Origin of the sequence: Streptomyces sp. NPDC050263 (assembly GCF_040655955.1) — a bacterium.
In the GTDB taxonomy this organism is placed as follows: Bacteria; Actinomycetota; Actinomycetes; order Streptomycetales; family Streptomycetaceae; genus Streptomyces.
In genome coordinates this window covers 17,701-42,055 of record NZ_JBFAKW010000015.1, presented here as the reverse complement: position 1 = coordinate 42,055, position 24,355 = coordinate 17,701, and the positions used below count along the sequence as shown (strand labels likewise).

Genomic DNA, 24,355 nt, shown 5'->3' with positions numbered 1-24,355 from the left:
GCCCCACCCGCACCACCCCGAGGAGAACCCCGGTGACCACCACCTCCTGTGCAGCCGAGTCCTGCACCCGCGCGCTGCGCGACACCGAGCAGGCGACAGGGCAGACCCTGTGCACCCCGTGCGTCGACGTCATCGGCGTGTGGCTGCGCGAGCTCCCCCTGCAGATCACCGTGCTCGAGGGCTCCCGCCAGCGCGAGACCACCGGCACGAGCGGCGGCGGCCGCACCGTCTACCGCACGGCGCCCCTGCCCGGCCGCGACGACGTCCTCAACCTCCTCGGCCCGGCCGCCTGGTCCGACGGCGTCCGCGACCCGCACGGCGACGCCACCGAAGACCAGCACGGACAGCTCCCCATCGCCGGCGTCCTCATTCACTGGGTCCGCGTCATCAGCGAAGACCGCCGCTGGAACCCGCCCGTCAGCCTCACCCCCCAGTCCCTCGCCGCGTGGCTCGCGGACGGCCGGCCCCTGGACTGGGCCTCCCGCCAGGACTGGGCCGGCGTCATGCACGACGAACTGCGCGACCTGATGCGTACCGTGCGCGACACCACGTGCCTGCGTCCGCGCCGCCGCGCGATCGCGCAGCCGTGCCCCCGCTGCGACTCCCTCGCCCTCGTCGCGACCGACCACCAGATCTACACCGAGTGCGGCACCTGCGGATCCATGTACACCCGGGAGGAACTCGCCCTCGCCGCCCGCATCACCTACGCCGCGCTCGACGCCGACGCGGCCTGACCGGACAGCGTGATGCCCCCACCTTCCGCGTGGTGGGGGCATCGTCAGGTACAGCTACTCCTCGGGCTGGTCCAGGTCGGTTCGCTTGCCCTGCCGGATGCTCGCCTGCCGTTGCGCCCAGTACTGATCGAACCAGGCGACGTCGTACTCCGGCCGCGAGCTGCCCGGTTTGAAGACAGGGGCTGGCCACCCCTCCGCGGGATTCGTGGCGAGCCGGTGAATCAGAGTCCGGCTCTTACCCACCCTCTCGGCGAGTTTCGGGATGGTCATCGTCTCCCTCTCCGGCTCTTGCCGCTCGGGGGCGTCGGGCATGGGCCAATCCTCTCGAAGAAGTGTGGACATTGTCCACACTTCTCGCTACGGTCGTTCTCGGCACAACGGGAAAACCCCTCAGCCCATATGGAGTTGGAGCTCCGGGCCGAGGGGTGGACCCGTCCTCAACGCGACGAGAGAGCAGGTCCGCCATGGAGCGTACCCAGTCCGCCGTACCCGAAGAGCCCCAGCAGTCCACCGCCATCGCCCGCCACGGCCACCCCAGCGCGTCGGTCGAGGCGCAGGTCCGCAGGTGGCTCGGTGAGATCGCCGACCGCCTCGAGCACAACCGGCCCGCCGCCGAGCTCACCCCCACCGCCCGGCTCGCCGTGCTCCAGGCCACGACCATGGACCCCGTCCTCAGTCACGCCCTGAACACCGCCGCCCCTGAGATCACCGGGCCGATCACCCGCCGTGACTACGCCGCGAGCCTCCGCGCGGTCCTGGACGGCACCCCGGCGGGTCAGCCGAGCCTCCTCGAGCGGTACGCCGCAGCCACCCAGCGCTGCCGCGACATCGCCAAGGACATCGGCTTCCGCGACTGCGACACCAACCCCCGCTGGCGCGCCGCCGACCGCCAGGCCGAGGCCGTCTGGAAGCAGGCCCTCGCCGCCGGCCACACCAGCGAGCAGCTGACCGCGGCGAGCAGGGGCAAAGCCGACAGCTGACAAGGCCGCGGGCCCCGCGTCCACCCCCGCGCGGGGCCCGCTCTTCCTCTTCTTCCCTCCTGCTGGAGCTCACGTGTTCCTGGACCAGCCCAACGCGTGGACGGACCACCTCTCCTGGCCGCCACTCCTGGCCGCGGCCCTCCTCCTCGCCACCGTCACCGGCGTCGCCGCCCTCATCGTCAGCCGCACCAGCGGCGCCGTCCTCACCGCCGGCATCGGCGCCCTCATCTGCACCGCCTACAGCGGCGACACGTCCTGGCGCTTCGCCGAGCACCGCCTCGGCATGGCCGACGTCGACGAGCGCGCCGTCATGTTCGCCGCCGGGGAGGCCGCCCTCCTGGCCTGCGCCGTCATGGCCCGCGCCAACAAACGCGCCACCGCCACCGCCGACCACGCCGGCACCCCGGGAGTGCCCGGCGTCCTCGTCTGGTGCATCACCGGCGTCCAGACCATCCCCGCCTTCGCCGAGTCCGGCTTCACCGCCGGCATCGTCCGCGCCGTACTCGGCCCCGTCATGGCCGCCCTGCTCTGGCACCTCGCCATGGGCCTCGAGATCCGCGTCACCCGACCCGAGGCCCTCTCCACCGGCCTGCCCGCACAGATCGGCCACGAGCTCCGGGAACGCCTCCTGTCCCACCTCGGCCTCGCCACCCGCAACCGCACCGCCGAGGACATCACCCGCGACCGCGCCCACGCCCGCGCCGTACGCCTCGCCTCCCGCCACTACCTCGGCCCGTGGGGGCGGGCCCGCCTCGCCGCAGCCGTCGCCCGCACCCACGCCGCCGCCGACGGCGCACGCCGACACGCCCTCCTCACCGACCTCGCCGGCCGTCGCACCGCCATCCACCTCAAGACCATGGACATCACCTCGCCCTGGGTGGCCGAGCCCGCGCCGCAGCCGCACCCGGCCACCCCCCTCGGCGTGACCGGCGCGCAACTGCGCCGCATGCATCCGCTCGACGCCGTCCGCGCCATCGCAGCCGCGCACTCCGAGGCGAGCGTCGAGGAGATCGCCTCCCTGTCGACCGAGTACGGGGTGCCCGTCTCGGCGACCCAGGTACGGATCGCGCTGCGCCCTACGGCTGCACTCCCGCAGCCGGACACGCAGCCGCTCCTCACCACGCAGCCGCAGCCGCTCCCCGCACCGGCTCCTGTACTCACGCAGCCGGATGCACCGCACCCGGATCCGGCTGCACCCCGCGACGTTGTAGCGGCTGCGGCTTCACCGGGTGCGGCTGAGTTCATCGCCCCCGGGGAGGCGCTGGTACTGGACCTGCGGCCGACGCTGCCGCCGCAGCCGGACCTCTGCGCACCCGACCCCGCAGCCGCCCCGGCCCGCAGCCGCAGCCAGGTCGCGCAGCTGCGCAGCCCCGACGATGCCGCAGTCCTCCAGAAGGCCCAGGCCCTCAACGCAGCCGAGCTTTCGCGGACCGGCAAGCCGGTGTCGAAGCGCCAGCTGCAGCGCGACCTCGGCATCGGCCAGCGCCGCGCCCAGCGCATCCACGAACAGCTCCCGGCTGCAGCGACCACGGCTGCGGCTGCGCAGCCGGACGCCAAGGAGGCGTCCGCACGATGAACTACACCTGCCACCTCCTGCTGCTCCTCGCGCTCCTGGCCCTCGTCGTCGACCCGGGCCCGCGGCTGCGCATCCCCGCCCGCATCCGCAGCTGGCTGCGCAGCCGACGCCACCCCGTCGGCGCCGGCGCATCCGCAGCCGCCCGCGCCCGCCGGCTGCGCACCCCCGCCGTGCGCGTCGCCGACCGCCTCGGCATCCCGACCCAGCGCGGCAGCGAGGCAGCCCGCTGGGCGGCCGGAGCGGAAGGGGAGCGCCGCACCGCCCGACGCCTGCGGGAGCTTGAGAGCGAGGGCTGGACCGTGCTGCACGACCGGGCGCTGCCCGGCAGCCGGGCCAACCTCGATCACCTGGCGGTCAGCTGGAGCGGCGTCGTCTTCGTCGTGGACACCAAGCGCTGGTCGGCGCACTGGCCTGTCTCCGTCCGCGACGGCCGCCTCTTCCACGGCGACCGCGACGTCACCGACCGCCTGGACGGCGTACGGCACGAAGCAGACGCGGTCGCCAAGACGCTCCGCCATCGCTTCCGCGTGATCCCCGTCGTCCTGGTCGACGGGCCATCATGCGACGGCCGGCCGCTCCTCCTGGACGACATCCACATCGTGCCCGCCAGCGAGGCATGCCTGCAGCTGCGCATCCTGGCCCGCATCCGCCCGGCGTACGACGGGGACGTCGTCGGCCGCGCCGTCCGCGAACTGTTCCCGCCCTACGGCCGGCGAGGCGACCGGTGACCCTCGCACTCCTCACCCTCGCAGCCGCCACGGCCCTGTGGCTGCGCAGCCGTATCCGCAGCCGCCACCTGACGGACGCAGCCGACCCGACCCCGGTACAGCTCCGGCTGCGGCACGCCGTCCTCGCCCTGGCCGTCGTCGCCGCCATCGCAGCCGCCCGCACCCTGCACTCCCGCGCGCAGCCGCAGCCGTACCGCTGCCCGGATACAGGCCACGACTGCACCGCAGCCGGGCAGTCGGCTGCACGCCGCGCGATCGGCTGCGACTGCACCGCCCCGTACCGCAGCCGGGCCCGCTGATGGCCGCGCGGCCGCACCTCGACGCAGACGAGCTGCGCGCCCGCGCCTACCTGCACCGCCTCGCCGCCCGGCCCCTCGGCCACCAGCACCAGGAGCACCCCGTGCCCGACCAGCCCATCGTCCCGACCCGCGTCATCCCCGCGGGCGTACCGCTGCCCGCCCGGCCGCCCGAGCCCGGCGAGCTCCCGCCCTGGCGCACCCCGCCCACGCCGCCACCGCCTCCTCCTCCCGCCCCGCCACCGCCTCCACCACAGCCCGCGGTGGTCCGGCACATCCACGAGGTCGTCCTGATCGTCCCCGAACCCGAGGAAGAGCGTCCGCCGCTCTGGTCCCGGCTCTGGGACCGGCTCGTCACCTGGCGGATGGCCGCCGCGATCCTCGCCGCGGTCACCCCTTGGGCCGACGGCGACAGCCCCATCGGCGCATGGGCCGACGCCCTGCACCAGGCCCGCACCGAGGCCGGCATCGGCGCCGCCTACGTCATCGCCGGCGTCGCCCTCACAGCCGCCTGGACGCTCGACCGGGCCACCGGCCGCCTCATCCCTCGCTTCTTCCTGGTCACCGCGCTGACCGGCTCCGTCGGAGCCCTCGGCTGGTACGACCCGATCACCCTGCTCACCGGAGTCATCCCATGACCGGCACCACCGCCCTCACCCTCGGCGGCCTCCTCTCCGCCCTCCTCGTCCTCTACGCCAACCTGCGCCCCTGGTGGACCGGCGGCCGCGAGATGAACAAGCTCGCCGCGTTCGCCAAAGGGTTCACGGCCGCCGCATGCGCCGCTGCCTGCCCCGGCGGCCTCCTCGGCTGGGCCTCCCACCGCTCCGGCACCGTCGCCAACGGCAGCGGCGAACGCCTCGGCCACGCCACCACCGGCACCGTCCAGACCGCCGGCCTGACCGCCGGCCAGCTCACCGGCCTCGGAGCCACCGGCGCCGCCATCGTCGTCCTGGTCGTCTTCGCCGTCAGCCTGTCCTGGAAAGACGCAGGCAAGGCCGACAAGCGGCGCATCATCGGCGGCGCATACACCGGCTCGGTCCTCTGCCTCACCGCAGGAGTGGCCGGCCTCCTCTCCTGGCTGCCCGCCGCCCTCAACGGCGCAGGCGCCGCCGCCGTCGAGGCCTTCCAGGGGGCGAACATCCTGTGAGCCGCCTCGCCTCAACCGCAGGCCGCCTCGCCGCCGGCTCCACCACGCTGGCCCGCCACCGCACCGCCCGCCTCACCGCCTGGGTCGCCCGCGGCCGCCGCACCGACCTCACCGGCTGGCGCGCCAGCCTCGGCTGCTGGGCACGCCTGCTCCTCCTCGCCTTCGCCGTCTACCTGCTGTGGTGCGTCACCAGCGCCGCCCCGAACCTCATGTGGCTGCTCACCGCAGCGTGGCTGACCGCCGCCTGGCGGGCCGGGAAACCCACCCCCCAGCAGGCCCTCGCCGACACCCCGGCAGCGCCCCGGGACGAGGCCATCCGCGCGCTGCTCCTGGACCTCATGGGCGAGGCCTCCGCCGTGCACCTGCGCACGGTCCTCGCCCACCTCCAGGAACACGGCCAGTGGGAGGGCCGCACGGTGAGCGACCTACGCGCCCACCTCGAGGCCCTCGGCATCCCCGTCCACCTCAAGGTCAAAGCACCCGGCTCGAAGGTCCCCACGAGGGGCGTGAAGCGGGCCGACCTGACCCCTTCCCCGGCCTCGGCCCCGGTCGCGTCTACCGCTCCGTCTACCGCCGCCTGACCTGCACGTCTACCGCCGCGTCTACCGGCGATCTACCCCGGATCTACCGGGCCGTCTACCCCGGGGCGGCCGCCCGCCTGGCAGCTGACCGACCGCCCCGGTCCACCCATCCCGTACACGAGACAGGAACACCATCATGGGCCTATTCAGGAGCAAGCCCGACGCCACGCCCGAGTCCACCGGACTCGCCGCCGCCCGCGCCGCCCTCCCGCAAAGCGTCGCCGACTGGACGTCCGAGCAGCGCCGGCGGTACGCCGACCAGTCCGACCGTGCGATGCGCGAACAGAACGGCGTCGCACAGCCCGGCGAACAGAACTGACCGGTACGTCACGTTCTGGTGAATCTCACCATTCGCCGCAACCACACAGCCCCTCCACAAGTCGTTCATCCGTACGTCGTCACTCACGCCTCGGGGAAATCATGAGCCAGCAATACCCGCACCAGCAGCCCAACCAGCCCTACCCACAGCAGCCGCACCCGCAGCACGGCTACGGAGCCCCGATGCCCCAGCCGCCGAAGAAGCGCAGCGTCGGAAAGATCGCCGGTCTCGGATGCCTCGGCGTCTTCGGCCTGTTCGTCATCATCGCCATCGCGGCGAACGCTGGCGGCGGCAACGACTCCACCGACAACAGCAACAAGGACAAGGCCGTCGCCGCCACCGCGTCCGCGAAGGCCGGCGGAGCCAAGGACACCCCGGCGAAGGAAGAGGCACCGGCCGAGAAGACCCAGGCCGAGGAGTTCCAGGCCTGCGTCGCCAAGACCGGCACCGCCACCGAGAAGACCGCCATCAAACACGTCACCAAGGTCACCGGCGCCGACAAGCGGAACAACCTCATCGACGCCCCCGAGGTGTTCACCGACTTCACCGGCGGCCTGATGGGACCGCACCAGGGCGAAGGCAAGCTGATCGCCTCCGCGTTCACCTCGTGCTACGAGTCCGACAACGGACTGGTCACCGTGTACGACAAGAATGGCGAAATCCTCGCCAACGCCAACTACTGACCGGACCGACCACGGTCCTGTAGCAGACTGGCCACCAGGCTCCGCCGCGCAATCCCCCGTCGCGGCGGGGCTCCCCCGCTCCAGCCGCCGTCCCGCTGCACGCCCCGTCCTCGCCACCCCAAGGGGGAGCCATGCGCCGCACCACCGCCCTGATCACCACCGGTGCCCTGGCCGTCGCCGGCACCGCCACGGCGACTGTGATCTGGCTCCAGCAGCCGTCGTACGACGACACCGTGAGCAGTTGCCGCAAGGCACTCGCCGAGCAGTACAAGAACGACGGCAAAGGCAAGCCCAAGGCCTGCGACGGAGTCAAGGAGGACGACTACGACGCCCTGGTCCTCGACGCCTCGCTCAACGACCTCGGCTGGACCGACAGCGACGGCAACTTCGACGAGAACAAGATGCTCGAGGACACCCTGAACGACACGCCGTGATCCCACTGGTCTAACTCGCGCACACCCGCGGCCCCCTTGGCTGGCTCGGCAAGCAGCCCCTCCTGCGCCCAGCCGCCGTGTTACTTGCTAGATCACAGCGCTGGACACGCCGACGATCAGCACTGCATAATCCGGTGCCAACAGCACAGTTGTGCCCACAAGCACCACGAGCCCCCGCCCAGCGCGGGGGCTTTCGCGTTCCCGAAGGGGGTGAGCATGCCCCACCCCGACGACTACGCCCCCGGACACGGCCGCGAGGACGCCGACGGCCGCCTATGGTTCACCGTCCGCGAAGCCGCAGCCTTCACCGGCCGCGGCATCCAGACCATCTACAGCTGGGAACGCCGCGGCCACCTCCAGCGCAGCGACGCCCGCACCGACGAGCACGGCCGCCGCATCTACAGCCAGGAGCAGGTCGCCGCCGCCGAACGCGCCGCCCGCCTCAACACGGCCGCCGCCCGCCGCCTCGCCGGCTGAACCCCCTGTACTCCGCCGCCCGGCGACGGGACTGAGGAAGTCTCCACCTCGGGGGGTCCCCAGCGGGACGCCTCCTGGTGTGCGCGCAGCGTCCGGGCGGCGGCCCCACACCGTGAAGGGAGGACAGCATGGCCTTCCCCGAGGGCGCCTCCACCATCACCCTCCTCGGCACCTTCCCCGTCCCCGTCGGCGGCACCGCCCGCACCGGACGCATCGTCCTCACCCCCTCCGCCGTCCTCGTCGACAGCCGCACGGCGGGCGCCCCTCGCCACAAGGAGCCCCGCATGCCCGACACCCCGCCCACCGCCTTCGACCGCGACACAGCACTGCGCATCGCCCAGCAACTCGCCTTCGAAAACGCCCACGCCGCCCAGGAGCACCACGACCAGGCCGCCCAGCACCGCACCGCCGCCGCAGAGATGGTCCCGGCCTGGGGCGAAGACCACGACCGCGAGCTCGCCTCCGCCCAGGAGCACCGCGGCCTTGCAGACCGCGCCCGCGCCATGGCGGACACCTGGGCCCACGTCGCCACCGCCCTGACCGCCGGCCTCGACGCCCGGCCCGCCGCCTACGACCTGAACATCCAGCTCGCCCCTGAGAACCCCGATCCCAAGGCCGTAGGCGAGGAGCTCGCGCGCCAGATGCGCAGCGGCCGGCGCCGCGACGGCGGCTGACCATGCCGACCAACCCCCGCAACGGCCGCCCCTACAGACGCCTCTGCACCAAGCAACGCGCTCTCCGCCTGCCCTGCTGGTGGTGCGGCGAACCGATCCGCTACGACCTCACCGGCTACGCCGCCCAACGCCACCGCGACGCCTTCACCCTCGACCACGCCATCCCGCTGTCCCGCGGCGGCGACCTCAACGACCCCGCCAACGCCCGCAGCGCTCACCGCAAGTGCAACTCACAACGCGGCAACCGCACCGACGCCGCCCGCCAGCCCGTCCGCTCCTCACGCAGGTGGTGACCATGAGCTACGACGACGACTACGCCAAGCTCGCCGCACGCTTCAAGGCCGAGGTCGCACGCGGCAGGCGACGCGTCCTCACACCCCGCAACTCCGCCTGGCAGGCACGCACTGGCCTCCGCTGGTGGCTCGGCTACGCACTCCACGAACCCCGCGACTTCGCCTACGCCGCACCCCGCCGCCTCGCCTGCACCCTCCTCGGCCAGCACAACCCCACCTGCATCGGCCGCCGCGCCCCACACCCCCGAACGTGGTGACCATGGCCTCAGGCGAATGGGACTGCCACGTCCGCTGCCCCGCGTGCGGTGAAGAGATCACCCTCGGGGCGCGCCTGCGCACCGACATGAAGCGCATGGTCCTCGGCTTCGACCTGGCCCCCGTCCACGCCCACATCGCCGAGCACCACCCCGAGTCGGACACGTAGCGTGCTGACCAGGCTCCTCGCCCGCATCGCCGGCCGCTGCCCCACCCACGACCGGGCCTCGTACGCCGTGACCAGCTGCCTGGAACGCGACCTCGGCATGACGCCCAGCCCGCCGCCCGACAGCCTCACCGACACGTTCAGCGACCCCGCCCTGATCGACTGCGGCAACACATGGTGCCGCACACGGAGGCCCTGATGCTCCCTAGCCTCATCGTCTTCCTTCAGACCGTCTCCGCTGCTGAGGCTGCACGCCAGCAGGGCACCACGACCGCCGAACGGTTCGTCACCACAGCAGCAGCCCTACTCAAGGACGGCCACACACCGGACTCCGTGGCCGCTGCGATCATCACCGGCAACCACGAGTTGCTGCGCCCCGCCCGAGGCAACGTTGAGCGCGTACTGCGCTTCCGGAACCGCCAGGAACTCCGCGAAGCGTTCACCCTCTTCGCCCGAGTCTACGAGGGCGATCGCTTCGTGAAGCGTGTATCGCACGCCTACGGCCGCGAGTTGATCGATTTCCAAGACGGCACGTCCGTCATCTTCCGCGCGGGCCCTGATGCAGGCTGCCTCTGGCCTCTCGCCTGCGACTACCCCGCCCCCTGCCCTGGCTGCCCGCCGCGCACCCAGCCAGGGACGTGACGCAGCGTGCTGTACGTCGTCACCGGCCCGCCGGCTGCGGGCAAGTCCTCCTGGATCGAGGCCCACGCCAAGGCTGCGGACATCGTGATCGACCTGGACCGCATCACCCGCGCCCTCACCGGCCCCGGCGCGCCGAACTGGAACCAGGACCCGATTCACCTGCGTGTGGCCCACAAGGCGCGGTACGCGGCCATGCAGGAGGCGTTCGAGGTGCGGGACCAGGTCGACGTCTACCTGATCCACACCATGCCCAGCGACGCCTGGCTCGCCCGCTACCGGGGCCTGGGCGCCGAGATCGTCACCGTCGACCCGGGCGAGCAAGTGGTGCGCGAGCGCGTGCGAGCGATGCGCTCGTCCGCCATGGACCGCGTCGTCACGCGCTGGTACCGCCACTACCGCGGCGGCGACCCCCGCCCGGCCACCGCCCAGGCGTCCCGTGACTGGTGACGGCCGGCCGCCCCGCGGCCGCCTCTTCACGCAGCGCGACGCAAAGCGATGACAGCGAGCGACGCGCAGCGCGGTCTGTGATCGGCCGGATGGCCGGCGGGAGAGAGTGGATCAAAAGTTCAGGGCAGGACCGGGCGACCCAAACGCCCTTGTCGCCCGTCTCTCTCCCCGACCAAGATTTTTCACGCGAACTCGGTTTGGACCTCCTAACTCGTCACACTCCGTGACCGCCTCATTGCTCACTCTATGTAACCACCGAGCCTGTCACTCCGCGTGACGCCCTTCGGTGTGCGGAGGTGATCATGAGCGAGCCCGGTGTCAAGCGAGTCCGCGCGGGTGCCGTCGCCAAGGCGACCAGGGCCGAGCTCGATGACCTCGGCGTCTCCTCCGAAACGAACGCTTCCGCTGCCGCCGCAATGAAGCTCGCCAAGATCATGGACTCCGCCATCGACCCCAAGGACGTCGCCAGCGCCGCCCGGGAGCTGCGGCAGGCCATGCACACAGTGCGAGGACTGGCGCCCCCGAAGGACAGGGGGGACAAGATCGATGAGCTTGCTGCTCGACGCCCCCGCAACTCCGCGTAGCAGCGACCCGATCGGCTGCCAGACCCCGCGGATCATCTCCACTCCGCACTACCGACGCATCGAGACGGGCCGGTGGAGCGGCGTCGAGGACCAGGCCGCGCTGGCCTTCCGGTCTCCGGCTGGCCAGGAGGCCGTGGAACTGGCCGCGGACTCCAACCTCGTGCTCGACCCGTGGCAGCAGCTGGGCCTTCACCACAGCCTGGCCGAGGACCGTGAGGGCCGCTGGACGTCGTTCGAGGTAGTACAGAACGTCACCCGGCAGAACGGCAAGGGCGGCTTCCTCGAGGCCAGGCAGATCGCCGGGGTGATGCTGTTTGGCGACAAGCTGGTCATCCATACCGCGCACGAGTTCAAGACGGCACAGGAGAGTTTCCGCCGCCTGGACCAGATGATCGAGGGCTCGTACGCCCTCAGCCGCCGCGTGAAGCGCGTGATCCGTTCCCACGGCGAGGAGGGCTTCGAGTTCCTCAACGGGGCGCGGATCCGGTTCCTGGCGCGCTCCGGGAGCTCGGGCCGTGGCTTCTCCGGCGACCTGCTGGTGATGGATGAGGCGATGTCGCTGCGGGCGGCGCCCATCGGTGCGCTACTGCCGGTGATGTCGGCGCGGTTCAACCCGCAGATCGTCTACACCTGCAGCGCCGGCATCGGTCAGGAGAGCGAGCAGCTTGCGCTGCTGCGGGCGCGGGCTCTGGCTGACACACCGGAGCCGGACGAGTCCCTGACGTACCTGGAGTGGTCGGCCGTACTGCACGCGCGGGAGTGCCCGCGGGACGAGGACGGACGCGTGGTGTGTGACGAGCACGACGACCGGGCGGACGTACGGACGTGGCAGCGAGTGAACCCCGCCCTCGGGATCCGGATCCGTGTGCAGGCCGTGAGACGTGAGCTCGCGACGATGCGCCCGGACCTGTTCGACCGTGAGCGGCTCGGCGAGGGCGACTACCCGGCGCAGGCCGAGGAGACATGGCAGGTCATCGCAGAGGCGGCGTGGCGGGCGCTGAGGGTGCGCCAGTCGCGTCTGGCGGACCCGGTGGCATTCTCCATCGACACGACCCCGGAGCGGACCGCGTCCGCCATCAGCGTGGCCGGAGGCACGGACGACGAAGCGCGGCACGTCGAGGTGGTGGACCACCGGCCCGGTACGGACTGGGTGGTGGAACGGGCGGACGAGCTGGACCGCAAGTGGTCACCGTGCGTATGGGTGATCGACGAGGGCGGGCCGGCCGGATCACTGGCCCCGCCACTGCGGAAGAAGCTCGCTGCGCGGGGCCGTGACCACCTGGTGGTGGCGCCGAAGGTCCGCGAACTCACCCAGGCCTGCGGCCAGTTCTACGACCGTACGCAAGACGGAAGCCTGCAGCACCTGGACCAGGCGCCCATGGCGGTCGCCCTTGCCGGGGCGACGAAGCGGGACGTGGGCGATGCGTGGCTGTGGTCGCGGCGCGGCGACGGTGTGGACGTGTGCCCGCTGGTGTCGGGGACGTACGCGCTGTGGGGCTGGGAGCAGTACCACGACGTCGAGCCGGAAGGGGCGCCGAACCTGTGGTGAAGAAGGAGCCGGTGGAGCCGGAGGCTCGTGCGGGCGGGCGTTGGCTGCTGGTCCTCGAGGCGCTGTTCGTCCTGGTCGTAGTGGCCGGGCTGGCGCTGTGGAGTGTGCCGGCGGCGGTGATGCTCGGCGGCGTGCTGGGGGTGCTGGCATGCGAGCGGGCGATGGCCGACCGGCGTGCTGCAGGTGGGCAGGGCGGCGAGCAGGGGGGAGGTGAGGGCACGTGAGCGGTCTGTTCGGCCTGTTTGATGGGGCGTCGAGGCGGGGGCTGGAGAGTCCGGCGCAGCCGCTCACCTCCGCCGCGTTGAGCGAGTTCCTCGGTGGCGTGCAGTCGGATGCCGGGGTGGCGGTGTCGGAGACGACGGCGCTGCGTGCGTCTCCTGTGTGGCGGGCGGTGTCGCTGATCGCTGGCGTGTCGTCGGCGCTGCCGCTGCCGACGTACAAGGAGGGCACGCGGGAGAAGCAGCCGTTCGAGCTGCTGCGCAATCCGCATCCGGATCTGACGCCGGTGGAGCTGTGGCGGTTCGCGTACCTGTACCGGGTGCTGTGGGGCAACTCCTACATTCAGAAGATCCGTGACGGGGCGGGGCAGATCCGGGAGCTGTGGCCGGTGTCCTCGGACCGTGTGCAGGTGGACCGGGAGAAGCCGAGCGACGGCAACCCGTCGGGCAAGTGGTTCTACGTCACGGACGACTGGGGAACGCAGCACGTCAAGACGCCTCACGAGATCCTGCACATCCCGGGCCTTGGCTACGACGGCCTCACCGGCTGCTCTCCCGTACGCCTGGCCTCGCAGGGCATCGGGCTGGCGCAAGCGGCGGAGAAGAGCGCGGCCCGCCTGTTCGGCTCCGGCAACCTGATCGGCGGCGTGCTCCAGACGGAGCAGCGCCTCGACCCGGACCAGGCCGCCCGGCTGAAGGAGCGCTGGAAGGCCAAGATGTCCGGCGTCGGCAACAGCCACGAGGTGGCCGTCCTCGACAGCGGGGCGTCCTTCAAGCCGGTCGCGATGCCGAACACCGACGCACAGTTCCTGGAGTCCCGGCAGTTCCAGGTCACCGAGCTGGCCCGCATGTTCGGCGTCCCGCCGTTCCTGCTCATGTCCACCGAGAAGAGCACGTCGTGGGGCACGGGCCTGGAGCAGCAGGCGCAGGGCTGGGTGACGTTCGACCTCAACCCGACCTGGCTGACGCCGACCGAACAGCGGATCACCAAGGAGCTGCTGCCGCGCGAGCTGTACGCGAACTACCAGATGGGCGGCCTGCTGCGGGGCGACTCGGCGGCGCGGGCGACGTTCTACCGGGCGATGCGCGACGTCGGCGCCTACAACGCGGACGACGTGCGGGCGCTCGAGGAGATGCCGCCGCTGCCTGCGGGCAAGGGCGGAGACGTCTACCTGCAGCCGATGTACATGGCCCCGCTGGGGTCGAACCCGCTCGCCCCGGACGGCGAGCAGCCCACAGGGGGCTCGAACAGGGCGCGGGCGGCCGCGCTGATGGCGGAGGCGCAGCGACTGCTGGCGGCCCCTGACGAGACTGAGGAAGGCGTGTGATGAGGACTCTGACGAGGACGACGACTGAGGAGCGCCGCCGCCTGCCTCTCTCGACCGCGGGCGTGGCCATCCGCGCGGACGAGGGCGTGGACGCCGGCGAGCGGTTCAACGGGTACGCCGCGGTGTTCAACTCCCGCACCGCCATCGGAAATCCCCTGCGCTGGGGGTTCTACGAGGAGATCGCTCCGGGCGCGTTCACCAAGACCCTGTCCGAGGGCGACGCGCGGATGCTCATCGACCACGACTCCTACTACGTGGTGTCGCGGGTGTCGGCCGGCACCCTGGCCCTGGCGGAGGACACACGCGGCCTGGCCGTCGACTCCGCCCTCGACGAGGGCCTGTCGTACGTATCGGACCTGAAGGCCAACGTCCGCAACAAGAACATCACCGGCATGTCCTTCGGGTTCTACGTCATCAAGGACGACTGGACCCTGGAAACGGTGGAGACCTCCGACGGGCAGAGTGCCGACGTCGAGGTGCGGCGGATCCTCGAGGCCCGCCTCATCGAGGTCAGCGCGGTCACCTTCCCTGCATACGTCGACACGGAAGCCGAGCTCGCCAGCGTCGCCAGCGCGCTCGTCAGCCGCGGCGACCAGAGCGCGATCGAGCAGCGCGCCAAGCTGCGGCCGGAGCTGCGCGACCTCCTGCAGCTGGTCGGCGCCGGAGCCACGGCCGGTGACGCGCCGGCCGGGCAGGCGCCTGCTGCGGGCGAGAGCGTCCGGCAGGCCGCGGCCGCCGAGGAACGGGGCGGCCTGGCCGTCCACTCCACCGACACCTCCGACACCGCGTGGGACGGGCCGGCCAACTCCAGCGATCTCCCCCAGGAGGAATCGGCGCTGCGGATGGCGCACGCCTGGGTGGACCCCGACGGCGACGCCGCGGCGAAGTCGTCGTACCGGTTCATCCACCACTTCGTGGGCGTCGACGGCGACGTCGGCGCGGCCTCGACGGTCGCGTGCACCACAGCGATCGGCGTCCTCAACGGCGCCCGCGGCGGGACGACGATCCCCGAGGAGGACCGCCAGGCGGTCTACAAGCACCTGGCCCGGCACCTGAAGGACGCCGGGGTCAAAGCGCCTGAACTGAAGGCAGTTGGAAGCGAGCCGGGTGAGTCCACTCGCGAGACCAGCACACCGGAGCCAGCCGCGGCCCCGACCGCACCCGAGCCGGCAGAGACCACTCGGAGCGACACGGACACGCGCGCACTCCGCATGAGGGGACTGGCCGCCCGCTACGGGCTGCAGCTGACCCCCTCGTAATCACCACTCACCTCGAGGCCCTGGCCACCTCTGGCCGAGGCCTCTCGCATGCCTGGGAAGGACAGACATGCCTGCACAGCTCACCCGGCTCATCGAAGAGCAGAACACCACGTGGCAGCGGATGCAGGACATCCAGGACCTCGCCGAGCGCGAGGGCCGGGACTGGACCGCTGAGGAGCGCACCAACTGGGACGGCGCCGAGAAGCGGCTGACCGAGGTGTCCGGCGACATCGAGCGCCTCAACAAGATGGCCTCGCTCGACAAGATCGACCGCAGCCAGATCGTCACCACCACCGGTGAGCCCGGCGACGGCCGCCGCGGCACCGACGCCGAGGAGAAGACCAAGCGGTACCGCGACGCGTTCGGGATCTACCTGCGCGGCGGCATGGACCGGCTCACCGCCGACCAGCGCAACCTGATGATGGACAACGAGGTCGACCTGCGCGCGATGGGCGCGGGCATCGACACCGCCGGCGGGTTCACCGTGCCGGACGAGTTCCGCAACGTCATGACCGAGACGATGAAGGCCTTCGGCGGCCTCCTCGGTCTGGCCGAGGTCATCCCGACCGGTACCGGCGCCGACCTGAAGTGGCCGACCAACGACGACACCGGCAACGAGGGTGAGATCCTCGGCGAGAACCAGTCCGCCGGTGAGCAGGACATCACGGTCGGCGGGAAGACACTGAAAGCGCACATCTTCAGCTCCAAGCAGGTCAAGCTGTCCATGGCGCTCCTGCAGGACACGGCGTTCCCGCTGGAGTCGTGGGTGCCGAAGAAGCTCGGCGAGCGCATCGGCCGCCGTGCCGCCCGGGCCTGGACGACGGGCACGGGCGTGGACCAGCCCGAGGGGATCACCACCGGCGGCGTCGTCGGCAAGCAGGGCGCCAACGGCCAGACCACGTCGCTGATCTACGACGACCTGATCGACCTCGAGCACAGTGTCGACAGCGCCTACCGGCCCAACGGCCGGTACCTGATGCACGACCAGACGCTGAAGGTGATCCGCAAGCTCAAGGACACCCAGGGGCGCCCGCTGTGGGTGCCGATCCCCGCGCCCGGGTTCCCGGCCACGATCAACGGTTTCGAGTACACCCTCGACAACTCGATGCCTCAGCCCGCCGCCAGCGCCAAGACGATCGCGTTCGGCGACTTCAAGGCGGGCTACGTCATCCGCCAGGTCCAGGCCGTGCAGACCCTGCGCCTGGTCGAGCGGTACGCCGAGTACCTGCAGGTCGCGTTCCTCGGGTTCTCCCGCCTGGACGGCATGATCCAGGACTCGTCCGCGATCCGCCTGTACCAGCACTCCGCCAGCTGACCCCCGCACGCACGGGCCCGGGCCGCCGCGCCTGGGCCCGTCGGCGCTCACAGGAAGGAGCGCGTCGTGAAGGACGCGTACAGCAACATCACCGTGCGGGAGACCCTGGCGATCGCCACCCGCACCGCTTCGGCGAACGGCACGGGCGTGGACCGCTACCTCAACGGGGCCGCGTTCCAGGACGCCCTGATCGTCGTGCACACCGGGACGATCACCGATGGCACGCACGCCGTCGACGTCCAGGAGTCCGACGACAACACCACCTTCACCTCCGTGGCCGCTTCCGAGCTGCAGGGCACGGAGCCGTCCATCGGTGCCTCCGACGACAACAAGATGTACGTCGTCGGCTACAAGGGCCTCAAGCGGTACCTGCGCATCGCGGTCACCGCCTCGGGCACCACGTCCGGCGGAACGTACGGGGCGTCGGTCGTCCTGGCCAACCCGCGCAACGCGCCGGTGGTGCACCCCTGATGCCCCACATCCGCGTACTCGAGGCGATCGCCGGAGCCGACTTCTCGTGGGCCCCCGGCGACGTCGTCGAGGTGAGCGAGGAAGAGGCCGCGAGCTGGGCCGACGGGCACCGCGCGGTCCTCGCCGACGACGGCCAGGAGCAAGGCGGCGATCGTGTGCCGTCGGCGGTGCACCAGGAGCCGCTGGTGGCCGGCGAAGACGGGGAGCCGCTCGAGGTCCTCGCCGCGACGCTCGAAGAGATCGAGCCTCCCGCCGGCGTCGAGGACGGCCCGCGCTGGGTGCGCTGGTCGGTGACTGTGCGCCTGCCCGTCCCGTCTGCCGACGGCGACGGCCAGACGCCAGGGATGGAAGACCCGGCGGCCCTGGAGAACCAGGACCCCGAGGAGCCCGCCGTGGCGTTCAACCCGGACGAGCACAGCAACAAGGAAGTGCTCGCCTACCTCGACACCGTCGGAGAGCAGGAGGCCCTGCGCGTGCTGGACACCGAGGCCGCCGGCCAGAACCGGGCCGGGATCGCGAAGAACAGGGACCAGGTGCTCGAGGCCGCGCGGTCCCGGGACGTGGCAGAGGGGCGCAGCCCGCAGCGTGAGGTCGCCGCGGACTTCTCCCGGGGCGGGGGCGGCGCCGAGCCGCCGGAGACCCGCTCCTGGTAGCCGCCGTGCTCGGCGGTGGTCCTCGTCGCCGCGGCGACGGCCGCGGCGACGAGGCCGCCCCGACCCGACTGTGAAGGGAGGCTGAGATGCCCTTCGACCTGGGGGCGCCCGCGCGCCTGAGTACGACCGTCACGGACGACGACGGCGTGCCGGCCGACGCGGGATCCATGGCCCTGACCGTCATGCTGCCCGATGGGACGTCCAGCGTCTTCGACCCGGTCGTCCCGGTGTCGACCGGCCAGTACAAGTACACCTACGCCACGACGCAGCCGGGCCGTCACGCCGTGCGCTGGGTGGCCAGCGGCATCAACGCGACGGCGTACGTGGACGTGTTCGACGTCCGCGAGGCGATCCCGACGTGGATCATCTCGCTGGCCGACGCGAAGCAGCAGCTGAAGATGCCGGCGGGCACGTCGCAGGACGAGAGCATCCGCCGGTGGATCGGCGCGACCACCGCGGCGGTGGAGTGGTTCGTCGGCCCGGTCGCCGAACGCACCGTCACTGAGACCCACACCGTCGGCCGGGTCCAGGCGCTCGCCCTGCGCAAGCTGCCCGCCCTCGCCCTGACGAGCGTGGTCCCGGTCCTGGACGGCGGCCCCACGTACGACGTCGCCGCTCTGGACCTGGACGGCAACGACGGCATCGTGCGCCGCAAGGACGGCGGCCCGCTCTACGGGCCGCTGCGCGTCACCTACACCGCCGGACGGCGCATCGTCGCCGAGAACATCAGCGCGGCCGCCGAGCTGATCCTGCAGCACCTGGCCCGCACCCAGTACGGCTCCGGCCGCCCGCAGCTGGGAACCGGCGACTTCGACGTCACCGAGCCCGTCCCCGGCCTGGGCTACGCGATTCCGAACCGGGCGCTGCAGCTGCTCAGCCCCGACCAACTGCCCCCGGGAATGGCCTGACATGGCGACCTCCGCAGTACCCAACGCCATCACCCAGCTCCTGGCGATCCTCGCCGCCCGCCCCGCCCTGCAGCAGGGCGTCCTCATCCTCGACGGGCCGCCGACCGGCGACGTCTCCCAGGCCGACCTGATCGCCGTGGGCTGGTCGATCGACGGCGACCAGGCCGTCGAGATGACGCAGAACTTCAACGCCGCCGGCGCGCGCACCCGGAACGAGCAGTTCGCCATCAACGGCGTGATCGACGTCTGGAACGGCGGCGACAGCATCGCCGCCGTACGGGTGCGGACCTTCGACCTGTTCGCCGAGATCGAGGAGGCGTTGCGCGCCTCCGCCCTCAACCCCACGGCGCCGACCCTCAACGGCGCTGTGCTGTGGGCGCACCTGACCAGCGGCGTCCTGCGCCAGACCTTCACCGAGCAGGGCGCCCGGGTCGCTCTCGCGTTCACGGTGACCTGCCAAGCCCGGATCTGAGGAGGAGCAATGGCGCGTGTGCGTTTCATCGGCCCGGAGCCGGTGACCGTCCCCGAGCTCGACAACCGCACGGTCGAGCCGGACGAGGTCGTCGAAGTGCCCGACCACCGCTTCGAGGGCTACGTGTGCCAGCCCGGCACATGGGAGGCCGTCGAAGAGCCCAAGGACGAAGCGGCCCCGCCGCTGAAGAAGACCGCGGCCAAGACCGCGAAGGGAGCTGAGGACTGATGGCCATCGGATCCGGGCTCGGCGCCCAGATCGGGATCGCTGCTGAGTCGACGTACGGCACGTTCGTAGCACCGACGCGGTTCCCGGAGTTCACCAAGGAAAGTTTGGTCCTGAAGAAGACGACGGCTCAGTCGGCCGGCATCGCCGCGAACCGGCTCCTCGCGCTGTCCTCTCGGCGTGTGGTCACCCGGCGGGAGGCCACCGGGTCGATCGATCTGGAGATCGCCAACAAGGGCATGGGGCTGCTCGTCCAGGCGCTGATGGGGACCAGCGTCACGCCGGTGCAGCAGGGGGCGACGGCCGCGTACCTGCAGACGCACACCCTGGCGGACACGGCGGGCAAGAGCCTGACGATCCAGAAGGGCGTGCCTCTCACGACGGGCACGGTCACCGACAAGTCGTTCCTCGGCTGCAAGATCACATCGGGTGAGTTCTCCTGCGGCGTCGGCGAGATGCTGACGGGCTCCTTCGAGTTCGACGCCAAGGACTGCGACGAGAGCCAGACCCTGGCGGCTGCTTCCTACGTCAACGCCTCCCCGTTCCACTTCGGGCAGATGGCGCTCAAGGTCGGATCGTTCGGCGCGGAGGCGGCTCTCGACGGCATCCGCAAGGTGAGCTGCAAGATCGAGCGGCCGCAGGACACCGAGCGGTTCTACGCCAACCAGTCGGCCCTGAAGAAGGAGCCGATCAGCAACGACCTGGTCAAGATCAGCGGATCGCTCGAGACGGACTACGTCGCGACCACCCTGGACGACCTGCACACCTCGGACGGGGCGACGTCCCTGGTGTGGGAGTTCGTGGGCCCGCTCATCGCCAGCACGTTTTTCGAGACGTTCCGGATCACGCTGCCCGCCGTGAAGCTCGACGAGGGGCCGCCGGCCGTCGACGGGTACGGCGTGGTCAAGCCGACGTTCAACTTCACCGGGCTCTACGACGGGACCAACCTCCCGAAGATCGAGCTCATCAGCGTCGACACCGCGCTGTGAGCCGGCGGTGGTACGCGACATCCGCATCACCGGCACCGGCCAGCTGATCGAGCTGTCGGCGCGGCTGCGCAGGGCCGGGCACGAGAACATCCGCAGCAGCTTCCAGCGGCGGCTGCGCCGGGCGGCCGAGCCGTTGCGGAACGACCTGCAGAGCGCGATCCGCGGACTCGACATCCGCTCGCAGGGCCGGGCCGCAGGCAAGCGGGGCGGTCCCTCGCCGACGACGCGCCCGCTGCGCATCGCGATCGCCGACGCCATCCGCATCAGCGTGCGCACCACGGGCAACCCCGGCGCCCGCGTCTGGCTGGACAGATCGCAGCTGCCCTCGGACATCCCGGCCTCTCTCGTCGAGCGGCTGAACGAGGGCAGGGTGCGCCACCCCGTCTTCGCCAACCGCAGGCGCTGGGCGCAGCAGAACGCCAACCCCGGCTGGTGGGACCGCACCGTGCGCTCCCACACCGGCCGGATCACCAGCGAAGTCGAGCGCGTCGCGGACGACGTGCGGCGTCGCCTCGAATAGGAGCAACCCCCCTTGATCATCGTGTACACCCCCGCGGGCGGGGAGCCCGAGCAGTACGACGCTGCGGTTCTGAAGGTCTCCGAGGCGGCGATCGTGCAGCGCACGGTCGACATGAAATGGCAGCAGATCCTGCAGGGCCTGGAGGAGGACGACCTGGAGGCGATGCGCGGCATCGTCTGGGTCATCAAGAAGCGCAGCAATCCCAGCCTGCGGTTCGGGGAGTTCGACCCCGGGGTCACCGAGATGACGACCCGCTTGAGCAATGCCGAGGTCGCGGCCTACGTCGACAACGCGTTCGCTTCGCCGGACAAGGACCCGGACCTCACCCGCGAGATGGTGGCCGGCGTTCTCCTGGCCCGGATGCCTGCGCTGGCCGTCGATCCCGACCATGCGCGGGCCCTGATCGAGGCGCGGGCGAAGGACCCAAAAGAGGCCGCGCCGACGCCGGCGGACACGGAGAGCCCGCCGGCCGGTCCTTCGAGCCCGAGCCCGACATCGAACGGGCCCGCAGCGTCTACCTCGGACTCTTCGCCCACATCCTCCACATCCCCCCTCCCCTCGTCGACGACCTCGCCGTCGGCGACTTCTACGTCCTGACCGCCTGGATCGAGCAGCACCAGGCGCAGCGGGCCGAAGGCGGTGACTGATGCCGGGCATGCTGTTCACCCTCACCGGCGCCGACGACCTGTCGGGCACCCTCGACGGGGCCGGTGACCACGCCACCCTGCTCGCCCGCCGCCTGGACGACGCGGCCCGCGCCGGCAACGCGTCCATGTACGGGTTCACGCGGGACACGCAGGGGCGGCTGCGTGACCTGCACGGGCGGTACATCTCCGTCGCCGAGGCCATGGCCCTGCTGACGGCCAGCACCGGAGACCTGACCGCCCAGACGCATGCCCTGTCCCCGGCGGTCCGTTCCAGCAGCAGCGCCATGGACGAGCTCGGCAAGGTCACGCGCCTGCTGTGGCCGGCCGCAATCCCGGCGGCGGCCTCCCTCGTGCCGCTCGCTCTCGGCGCGCTGACGGTCGCGGCGGGGATGGCGGCCATGGGCGCCGCGATCATCCCGCAGATCAAGGCGCTCGGCGAGGTCGCCGAGGCGGAGAAGGCCTACACCGACGCCGTCGACAAGTCGGGGGCGTCCTCGCAGGAGGCGGCCCAGGCCCAGATCGAGTACGCCGCCAAGGTGGGCAAGCTGCCTCCGGCGACCCGGCAGGCGGCGGCCGCGGTCAGTGTCCTGAAGGACCACTACAAGGAGTTCTCCGACAGCCTCGCCGGCACGACGATGGCCCCGTTCATCAAGGGCGTGGAGATCGTCGACGCGCTGCTGCCCAAGACGGCCGGGCTCGCGGCGGCGGCCAGCGTCGAGGCCGACCGGCTGATGACGGTCCTCGGCGGGGCGGTGGCCTCGCCCGGCCTGGACCGTCTCAACGCGAAGTTCACGGCGTTCGGGCAGAAGACCCTGCGCGGCGTCAACGACGAGATCGTCCACCTGCTCCGCCTCAGCGCCAGCGGAGAAGTCGGCGGGAACGCGCGGGCGTTCCTGGAGTGGGCGCGTGCGCAGGGCCCCACCGTGGCGAGCGTCATGCGCAGCGTGGCCGAGTCCGTGATCCACGTGCTGGACGCCGGCAGCGACGTCGGCGTCGGCCTCCTGCAGACCGTCGAGGCCGTCGCCCGTCTGGTGTCCGCCGTGCCGCCCGGCGCGATCGCGATGTTCCTGCAGCTCGCACTCGCGCTGAAAGCCGTGAAATTGGCGGCGCTGGGGTTCACCGCGGCGAGGGCGGCGGTGGTCGCCTTCATCGCGCAGCTGATGGCCATGAAGACGGCGGCGGCCGCCGCACCCGGCACGCTCGCCGGGGTCAGCGCGGCGATCGGCACACTGTCGCGCACGGCGAAATTGGCCATCGCAGGCACCGGGATCGGCCTGCTGCTGATCGCCCTGTCGCAGCTGTCCGAGAAGAGCGGGCAGGCGCCGCCGGACGTCGACAAGCTGACGTCCTCGCTGCGCCAGCTCGGCACCACGGGCAAGGCCACCGGCGAGGCCGCCAAGGCGTTCGGCACGGACCTGGGCGGCCTGTACGACAAGGTCCGCGCTCTGACCGACCCGACGACCACGGACAAGGTGCAGCAGTTCCTGGTCGGGTGGACGGGATGGGACTCCACTCCGGTCAAGGACGCCAAGGCCAACATCGACGCGGTCGACAAGGCGCTGGCGAACCTGGTGCAGGGCGGCCAGGCGGACCTGGCCGAGGCCGCGCTGAAGAAGCTGACCGCTCAGTACGGCAAGGGCGGCCGCGACACCGTCGAGTTCACGAGCAAGCTGAACGACTACAAGTCGGCGCTGGCCGACGCCAAGTTCGAGCAGGCTCTCGCGGCCCAGAGCATGGGCCTGTTCGGGGCCCAGGCGCAGAGCGTGCAGCAGAAGCTCAACCTGCAGAAGCTGTCGGCGGACGGGCTGCGGCAGTCGATCCAGGCCCTCAACGACGTGCAGCGCCAGGGACTCAGCGGGATGATCGGGTTCGAAGCCGCGATCGACGCCACGACGAAGGCCGCACAGGACAACGCCGGCGCGCTGTCGATGTCGCACGGCCAGCTGAATCTGAACTCGGAGAAGGCCCGCGCCGCGGCCACGGCGCTCACCGACCTGGCCGGGAAGACCGACGCAGCAGCGGCGTCCGCGCGGGAGAACGGCTCGTCCTGGTCGGCGGTCAACGCCGTCTACGAGCGCGGCCGCACCAAGCTCATCGAGTCGGCCATGCAGATGGGCCTGACCCGGGCCCAGGCCAAGGCCCTCGCCGACCAGATCCTCAAAACCCCGGACAAGACCGCGCGGCTGAAGGGCGACCTCGAGGACCTGAGGAAGAAGCTGGCCGAGGCCAAGGAGCGGCTGGCGAAGGCCCCGTCGTCGAAGACGGCGTCGATCCGTGCGGACATCTCCGACCTGCAGCGCAAGATCGCCCTGGCCAAGGACGCGCTGACCAACCTGGACGGCTACTCGGCGACGACGTGGATCTACACCAACTACTCGACGCCGCACCACATGGCCGGCGGCGGCCCGGTCCGCCGAGCTGCCGGAGGCCCCGTCCACCGGTTCCCGGGCGGGGGCAAGGTCGCCGGGCCGGGCACGTCCACCTCGGACAGCGTGTCGGCGATGTTGTCCAACGGCGAGTACGTCATCAACGCAGCGAGCACGCGGAAGTATCTGGGGCTCGTCGAGGCCATCAACGGCGACCGTCTCGGCGGCGGCGGAGGCGGCGCGAGGTCCGTCCGGGTCGGCAGCCCCCAGCCCGTCATGCCCCGCGCGCTGGTCGTAGCGGGCGGGGGCGGCGGCGGGGGGGGGGGGGCGGGGCGCAACCCGGCCCCCACCCCGCCCCCCCCCCGAGCCGCCCCCGCGGCGGGGGGGCGGGGGGGAGAACAACAAAAACAGCGCCGCCG

The 24,355-nt window shown here is 71.6% G+C and carries 35 protein-coding genes; 34 read left to right on the top strand and 1 reads right to left on the bottom strand.

The genetic code is table 11. The annotated features are described in order from the left end of the window. Nucleotides 1-32: 32 nt before the first annotated feature. The gene (locus AB0J04_RS09860; protein ID WP_363167845.1) at nucleotides 33-734 is read left to right on the top strand and encodes a hypothetical protein; all 702 of its coding nucleotides are present in this window, start codon (nucleotides 33-35) and stop codon (nucleotides 732-734) included. A 54-nt stretch (nucleotides 735-788) separates the two neighbouring features. On the opposite strand, the gene AB0J04_RS09855 is transcribed toward AB0J04_RS09860, so the two are convergent. Continuing rightward, nucleotides 789-1,046, bottom strand: a complete 258-nt coding sequence (locus AB0J04_RS09855; RefSeq protein WP_363167844.1) for a hypothetical protein — start codon at nucleotides 1,044-1,046, stop codon at nucleotides 789-791. 152 nt (nucleotides 1,047-1,198) lie between these two features. Between AB0J04_RS09855 and AB0J04_RS09850 the strand changes: the two genes are divergently transcribed. From AB0J04_RS09850 to AB0J04_RS09690, 33 genes are all read left to right on the top strand, one after another. Beyond that, nucleotides 1,199-1,714, top strand: a complete 516-nt coding sequence (locus tag AB0J04_RS09850; protein WP_363167843.1) for a hypothetical protein — start codon at nucleotides 1,199-1,201, stop codon at nucleotides 1,712-1,714. A 73-nt stretch (nucleotides 1,715-1,787) separates the two neighbouring features. Then, on the top strand, nucleotides 1,788-3,290 hold the full coding sequence (locus AB0J04_RS09845; protein WP_363167842.1) for a hypothetical protein: 1,503 nt from the start codon (nucleotides 1,788-1,790) through the stop codon (nucleotides 3,288-3,290). Continuing rightward, nucleotides 3,287-4,018, top strand: coding sequence for a nuclease-related domain-containing protein (locus AB0J04_RS09840; protein ID WP_363167841.1), 732 nt, complete (start codon nucleotides 3,287-3,289; stop codon nucleotides 4,016-4,018). The genes AB0J04_RS09845 and AB0J04_RS09840 overlap by 4 nt, the downstream gene beginning before the upstream one ends. Then, nucleotides 4,015-4,317: a hypothetical protein gene (locus tag AB0J04_RS09835; RefSeq protein WP_363167840.1), complete on the top strand. Its 303-nt coding sequence runs from the start codon at nucleotides 4,015-4,017 to the stop codon at nucleotides 4,315-4,317. Before AB0J04_RS09840 ends, AB0J04_RS09835 begins: the two co-directional genes overlap by 4 nt. Next, the gene (locus AB0J04_RS09830) at nucleotides 4,317-4,952 is read left to right on the top strand and encodes a hypothetical protein (RefSeq protein ID WP_363167839.1); all 636 of its coding nucleotides are present in this window, start codon (nucleotides 4,317-4,319) and stop codon (nucleotides 4,950-4,952) included. Before AB0J04_RS09835 ends, AB0J04_RS09830 begins: the two co-directional genes overlap by 1 nt. Further along, nucleotides 4,949-5,461, top strand: a complete 513-nt coding sequence (locus AB0J04_RS09825; RefSeq protein WP_363167838.1) for a hypothetical protein — start codon at nucleotides 4,949-4,951, stop codon at nucleotides 5,459-5,461. Before AB0J04_RS09830 ends, AB0J04_RS09825 begins: the two co-directional genes overlap by 4 nt. Then, the gene (locus tag AB0J04_RS09820) at nucleotides 5,458-6,042 is read left to right on the top strand and encodes a hypothetical protein (RefSeq protein WP_363167837.1); all 585 of its coding nucleotides are present in this window, start codon (nucleotides 5,458-5,460) and stop codon (nucleotides 6,040-6,042) included. The genes AB0J04_RS09825 and AB0J04_RS09820 overlap by 4 nt, the downstream gene beginning before the upstream one ends. Before the next feature lie 136 nt (nucleotides 6,043-6,178). Further along, a complete protein-coding gene (locus AB0J04_RS09815) occupies nucleotides 6,179-6,361 on the top strand; it encodes a hypothetical protein (protein ID WP_363167836.1) in 183 nt (60 codons plus the stop codon). Between the two features lie 101 nt (nucleotides 6,362-6,462). Continuing rightward, the gene (locus AB0J04_RS09810) at nucleotides 6,463-7,044 is read left to right on the top strand and encodes a hypothetical protein (protein ID WP_363167835.1); all 582 of its coding nucleotides are present in this window, start codon (nucleotides 6,463-6,465) and stop codon (nucleotides 7,042-7,044) included. Nucleotides 7,045-7,175: 131 nt separating this feature from the next. Then, the gene (locus tag AB0J04_RS09805; RefSeq protein ID WP_363167834.1) at nucleotides 7,176-7,478 is read left to right on the top strand and encodes a hypothetical protein; all 303 of its coding nucleotides are present in this window, start codon (nucleotides 7,176-7,178) and stop codon (nucleotides 7,476-7,478) included. A gap of 216 nt (nucleotides 7,479-7,694) precedes the next feature. Beyond that, nucleotides 7,695-7,955: a MerR family transcriptional regulator gene (locus AB0J04_RS09800; RefSeq protein WP_363167833.1), complete on the top strand. Its 261-nt coding sequence runs from the start codon at nucleotides 7,695-7,697 to the stop codon at nucleotides 7,953-7,955. 128 nt (nucleotides 7,956-8,083) lie between these two features. After that, on the top strand, nucleotides 8,084-8,629 hold the full coding sequence (locus AB0J04_RS09795) for a hypothetical protein (RefSeq protein WP_363167832.1): 546 nt from the start codon (nucleotides 8,084-8,086) through the stop codon (nucleotides 8,627-8,629). A 2-nt stretch (nucleotides 8,630-8,631) separates the two neighbouring features. Continuing rightward, the gene (locus AB0J04_RS09790; RefSeq protein WP_363167831.1) at nucleotides 8,632-8,922 is read left to right on the top strand and encodes an HNH endonuclease; all 291 of its coding nucleotides are present in this window, start codon (nucleotides 8,632-8,634) and stop codon (nucleotides 8,920-8,922) included. 2 nt (nucleotides 8,923-8,924) lie between these two features. Next, nucleotides 8,925-9,179 carry a hypothetical protein gene (locus tag AB0J04_RS09785; protein WP_363167830.1) on the top strand — a complete coding sequence of 85 codons (255 nt, stop codon included), beginning with the start codon at nucleotides 8,925-8,927 and terminating at the stop codon, nucleotides 9,177-9,179. Between the two features lie 2 nt (nucleotides 9,180-9,181). Then, nucleotides 9,182-9,346, top strand: a complete 165-nt coding sequence (locus AB0J04_RS09780; protein WP_363167829.1) for a hypothetical protein — start codon at nucleotides 9,182-9,184, stop codon at nucleotides 9,344-9,346. Between the two features lies 1 nt (nucleotide 9,347). Next, nucleotides 9,348-9,542 (top strand): hypothetical protein, encoded by a 195-nt coding sequence (locus AB0J04_RS09775; protein ID WP_363167828.1) that lies wholly within the window; start codon nucleotides 9,348-9,350, stop codon nucleotides 9,540-9,542. Next, entirely contained in the window at nucleotides 9,542-9,985 is a 444-nt protein-coding gene (locus AB0J04_RS09770) for a hypothetical protein (RefSeq protein WP_363167827.1), read from the top strand. The genes AB0J04_RS09775 and AB0J04_RS09770 overlap by 1 nt, the downstream gene beginning before the upstream one ends. Nucleotides 9,986-9,991: 6 nt before the next feature. Next, complete coding sequence (locus AB0J04_RS09765; protein ID WP_363167826.1) at nucleotides 9,992-10,432, top strand: AAA family ATPase; 441 nt, start codon at nucleotides 9,992-9,994, stop codon at nucleotides 10,430-10,432. 302 nt (nucleotides 10,433-10,734) lie between these two features. Further along, entirely contained in the window at nucleotides 10,735-11,016 is a 282-nt protein-coding gene (locus AB0J04_RS09760) for a hypothetical protein (RefSeq protein WP_363167825.1), read from the top strand. Then, nucleotides 10,979-12,565, top strand: a complete 1,587-nt coding sequence (locus AB0J04_RS09755) for a terminase (protein WP_363167824.1) — start codon at nucleotides 10,979-10,981, stop codon at nucleotides 12,563-12,565. The genes AB0J04_RS09760 and AB0J04_RS09755 overlap by 38 nt, the downstream gene beginning before the upstream one ends. Beyond that, a complete protein-coding gene (locus tag AB0J04_RS09750) occupies nucleotides 12,559-12,789 on the top strand; it encodes a hypothetical protein (protein WP_363167823.1) in 231 nt (76 codons plus the stop codon). The genes AB0J04_RS09755 and AB0J04_RS09750 overlap by 7 nt, the downstream gene beginning before the upstream one ends. Continuing rightward, nucleotides 12,786-14,111 (top strand): phage portal protein, encoded by a 1,326-nt coding sequence (locus AB0J04_RS09745; protein WP_363167822.1) that lies wholly within the window; start codon nucleotides 12,786-12,788, stop codon nucleotides 14,109-14,111. Before AB0J04_RS09750 ends, AB0J04_RS09745 begins: the two co-directional genes overlap by 4 nt. After that, nucleotides 14,111-15,370 (top strand): HK97 family phage prohead protease, encoded by a 1,260-nt coding sequence (locus AB0J04_RS09740; protein ID WP_363167821.1) that lies wholly within the window; start codon nucleotides 14,111-14,113, stop codon nucleotides 15,368-15,370. The genes AB0J04_RS09745 and AB0J04_RS09740 overlap by 1 nt, the downstream gene beginning before the upstream one ends. Before the next feature lie 67 nt (nucleotides 15,371-15,437). Next, nucleotides 15,438-16,685: a phage major capsid protein gene (locus AB0J04_RS09735; RefSeq protein WP_363167820.1), complete on the top strand. Its 1,248-nt coding sequence runs from the start codon at nucleotides 15,438-15,440 to the stop codon at nucleotides 16,683-16,685. A 66-nt stretch (nucleotides 16,686-16,751) separates the two neighbouring features. Next, entirely contained in the window at nucleotides 16,752-17,156 is a 405-nt protein-coding gene (locus AB0J04_RS09730) for a hypothetical protein (protein ID WP_363167819.1), read from the top strand. Then, complete coding sequence (locus AB0J04_RS09725) at nucleotides 17,156-17,809, top strand: hypothetical protein (protein WP_363167818.1); 654 nt, start codon at nucleotides 17,156-17,158, stop codon at nucleotides 17,807-17,809. Before AB0J04_RS09730 ends, AB0J04_RS09725 begins: the two co-directional genes overlap by 1 nt. 86 nt (nucleotides 17,810-17,895) lie before the next feature. Continuing rightward, entirely contained in the window at nucleotides 17,896-18,717 is an 822-nt protein-coding gene (locus tag AB0J04_RS09720; RefSeq protein ID WP_363167817.1) for a hypothetical protein, read from the top strand. Nucleotide 18,718: 1 nt separating this feature from the next. Then, complete coding sequence (locus AB0J04_RS09715) at nucleotides 18,719-19,189, top strand: hypothetical protein (protein ID WP_363167816.1); 471 nt, start codon at nucleotides 18,719-18,721, stop codon at nucleotides 19,187-19,189. 9 nt (nucleotides 19,190-19,198) lie between these two features. Next, the gene (locus AB0J04_RS09710; protein WP_363167815.1) at nucleotides 19,199-19,417 is read left to right on the top strand and encodes a hypothetical protein; all 219 of its coding nucleotides are present in this window, start codon (nucleotides 19,199-19,201) and stop codon (nucleotides 19,415-19,417) included. Next, on the top strand, nucleotides 19,417-20,403 hold the full coding sequence (locus tag AB0J04_RS09705) for a phage tail tube protein (RefSeq protein ID WP_363167814.1): 987 nt from the start codon (nucleotides 19,417-19,419) through the stop codon (nucleotides 20,401-20,403). Before AB0J04_RS09710 ends, AB0J04_RS09705 begins: the two co-directional genes overlap by 1 nt. 7 nt (nucleotides 20,404-20,410) lie before the next feature. Further along, entirely contained in the window at nucleotides 20,411-20,923 is a 513-nt protein-coding gene (locus AB0J04_RS09700) for a hypothetical protein (RefSeq protein ID WP_363167813.1), read from the top strand. Nucleotides 20,924-20,935: 12 nt separating this feature from the next. Further along, nucleotides 20,936-21,520, top strand: coding sequence for a hypothetical protein (locus AB0J04_RS09695; protein ID WP_363167812.1), 585 nt, complete (start codon nucleotides 20,936-20,938; stop codon nucleotides 21,518-21,520). A 49-nt stretch (nucleotides 21,521-21,569) separates the two neighbouring features. Further along, the coding region (locus AB0J04_RS09690) for a hypothetical protein (RefSeq protein ID WP_363167811.1) at nucleotides 21,570-24,355 on the top strand (2,786 nt) is incomplete at its 3' end.

Excerpts from the sequence above, each read along its gene's own strand:
- AB0J04_RS09855 (WP_363167844.1), bottom strand. The coding sequence starts at position 1,046 with ATGCCCGACGCCCCCGAGCGGCAAGAGCCGGAGAGGGAGACGATGACC.
- AB0J04_RS09850 (WP_363167843.1), top strand. The coding sequence starts at position 1,199 with ATGGAGCGTACCCAGTCCGCCGTACCCGAAGAGCCCCAGCAGTCCACC.
- AB0J04_RS09840 (WP_363167841.1), top strand. The coding sequence starts at position 3,287 with ATGAACTACACCTGCCACCTCCTGCTGCTCCTCGCGCTCCTGGCCCTC.
- AB0J04_RS09830 (WP_363167839.1), top strand. The coding sequence starts at position 4,317 with ATGGCCGCGCGGCCGCACCTCGACGCAGACGAGCTGCGCGCCCGCGCC.
- AB0J04_RS09825 (WP_363167838.1), top strand. The coding sequence starts at position 4,949 with ATGACCGGCACCACCGCCCTCACCCTCGGCGGCCTCCTCTCCGCCCTC.
- AB0J04_RS09815 (WP_363167836.1), top strand. The coding sequence starts at position 6,179 with ATGGGCCTATTCAGGAGCAAGCCCGACGCCACGCCCGAGTCCACCGGA.
- AB0J04_RS09810 (WP_363167835.1), top strand. The coding sequence starts at position 6,463 with ATGAGCCAGCAATACCCGCACCAGCAGCCCAACCAGCCCTACCCACAG.
- AB0J04_RS09805 (WP_363167834.1), top strand. The coding sequence starts at position 7,176 with ATGCGCCGCACCACCGCCCTGATCACCACCGGTGCCCTGGCCGTCGCC.
- AB0J04_RS09800 (WP_363167833.1), top strand. The coding sequence starts at position 7,695 with ATGCCCCACCCCGACGACTACGCCCCCGGACACGGCCGCGAGGACGCC.
- AB0J04_RS09795 (WP_363167832.1), top strand. The coding sequence starts at position 8,084 with ATGGCCTTCCCCGAGGGCGCCTCCACCATCACCCTCCTCGGCACCTTC.
- AB0J04_RS09790 (WP_363167831.1), top strand. The coding sequence starts at position 8,632 with ATGCCGACCAACCCCCGCAACGGCCGCCCCTACAGACGCCTCTGCACC.
- AB0J04_RS09785 (WP_363167830.1), top strand. The coding sequence starts at position 8,925 with ATGAGCTACGACGACGACTACGCCAAGCTCGCCGCACGCTTCAAGGCC.
- AB0J04_RS09780 (WP_363167829.1), top strand. The coding sequence starts at position 9,182 with ATGGCCTCAGGCGAATGGGACTGCCACGTCCGCTGCCCCGCGTGCGGT.
- AB0J04_RS09770 (WP_363167827.1), top strand. The coding sequence starts at position 9,542 with ATGCTCCCTAGCCTCATCGTCTTCCTTCAGACCGTCTCCGCTGCTGAG.
- AB0J04_RS09760 (WP_363167825.1), top strand. The coding sequence starts at position 10,735 with ATGAGCGAGCCCGGTGTCAAGCGAGTCCGCGCGGGTGCCGTCGCCAAG.
- AB0J04_RS09755 (WP_363167824.1), top strand. The coding sequence starts at position 10,979 with ATGAGCTTGCTGCTCGACGCCCCCGCAACTCCGCGTAGCAGCGACCCG.
- AB0J04_RS09740 (WP_363167821.1), top strand. The coding sequence starts at position 14,111 with ATGAGGACTCTGACGAGGACGACGACTGAGGAGCGCCGCCGCCTGCCT.
- AB0J04_RS09735 (WP_363167820.1), top strand. The coding sequence starts at position 15,438 with ATGCCTGCACAGCTCACCCGGCTCATCGAAGAGCAGAACACCACGTGG.
- AB0J04_RS09725 (WP_363167818.1), top strand. The coding sequence starts at position 17,156 with ATGCCCCACATCCGCGTACTCGAGGCGATCGCCGGAGCCGACTTCTCG.
- AB0J04_RS09720 (WP_363167817.1), top strand. The coding sequence starts at position 17,896 with ATGCCCTTCGACCTGGGGGCGCCCGCGCGCCTGAGTACGACCGTCACG.
- AB0J04_RS09715 (WP_363167816.1), top strand. The coding sequence starts at position 18,719 with ATGGCGACCTCCGCAGTACCCAACGCCATCACCCAGCTCCTGGCGATC.
- AB0J04_RS09710 (WP_363167815.1), top strand. The coding sequence starts at position 19,199 with ATGGCGCGTGTGCGTTTCATCGGCCCGGAGCCGGTGACCGTCCCCGAG.
- AB0J04_RS09705 (WP_363167814.1), top strand. The coding sequence starts at position 19,417 with ATGGCCATCGGATCCGGGCTCGGCGCCCAGATCGGGATCGCTGCTGAG.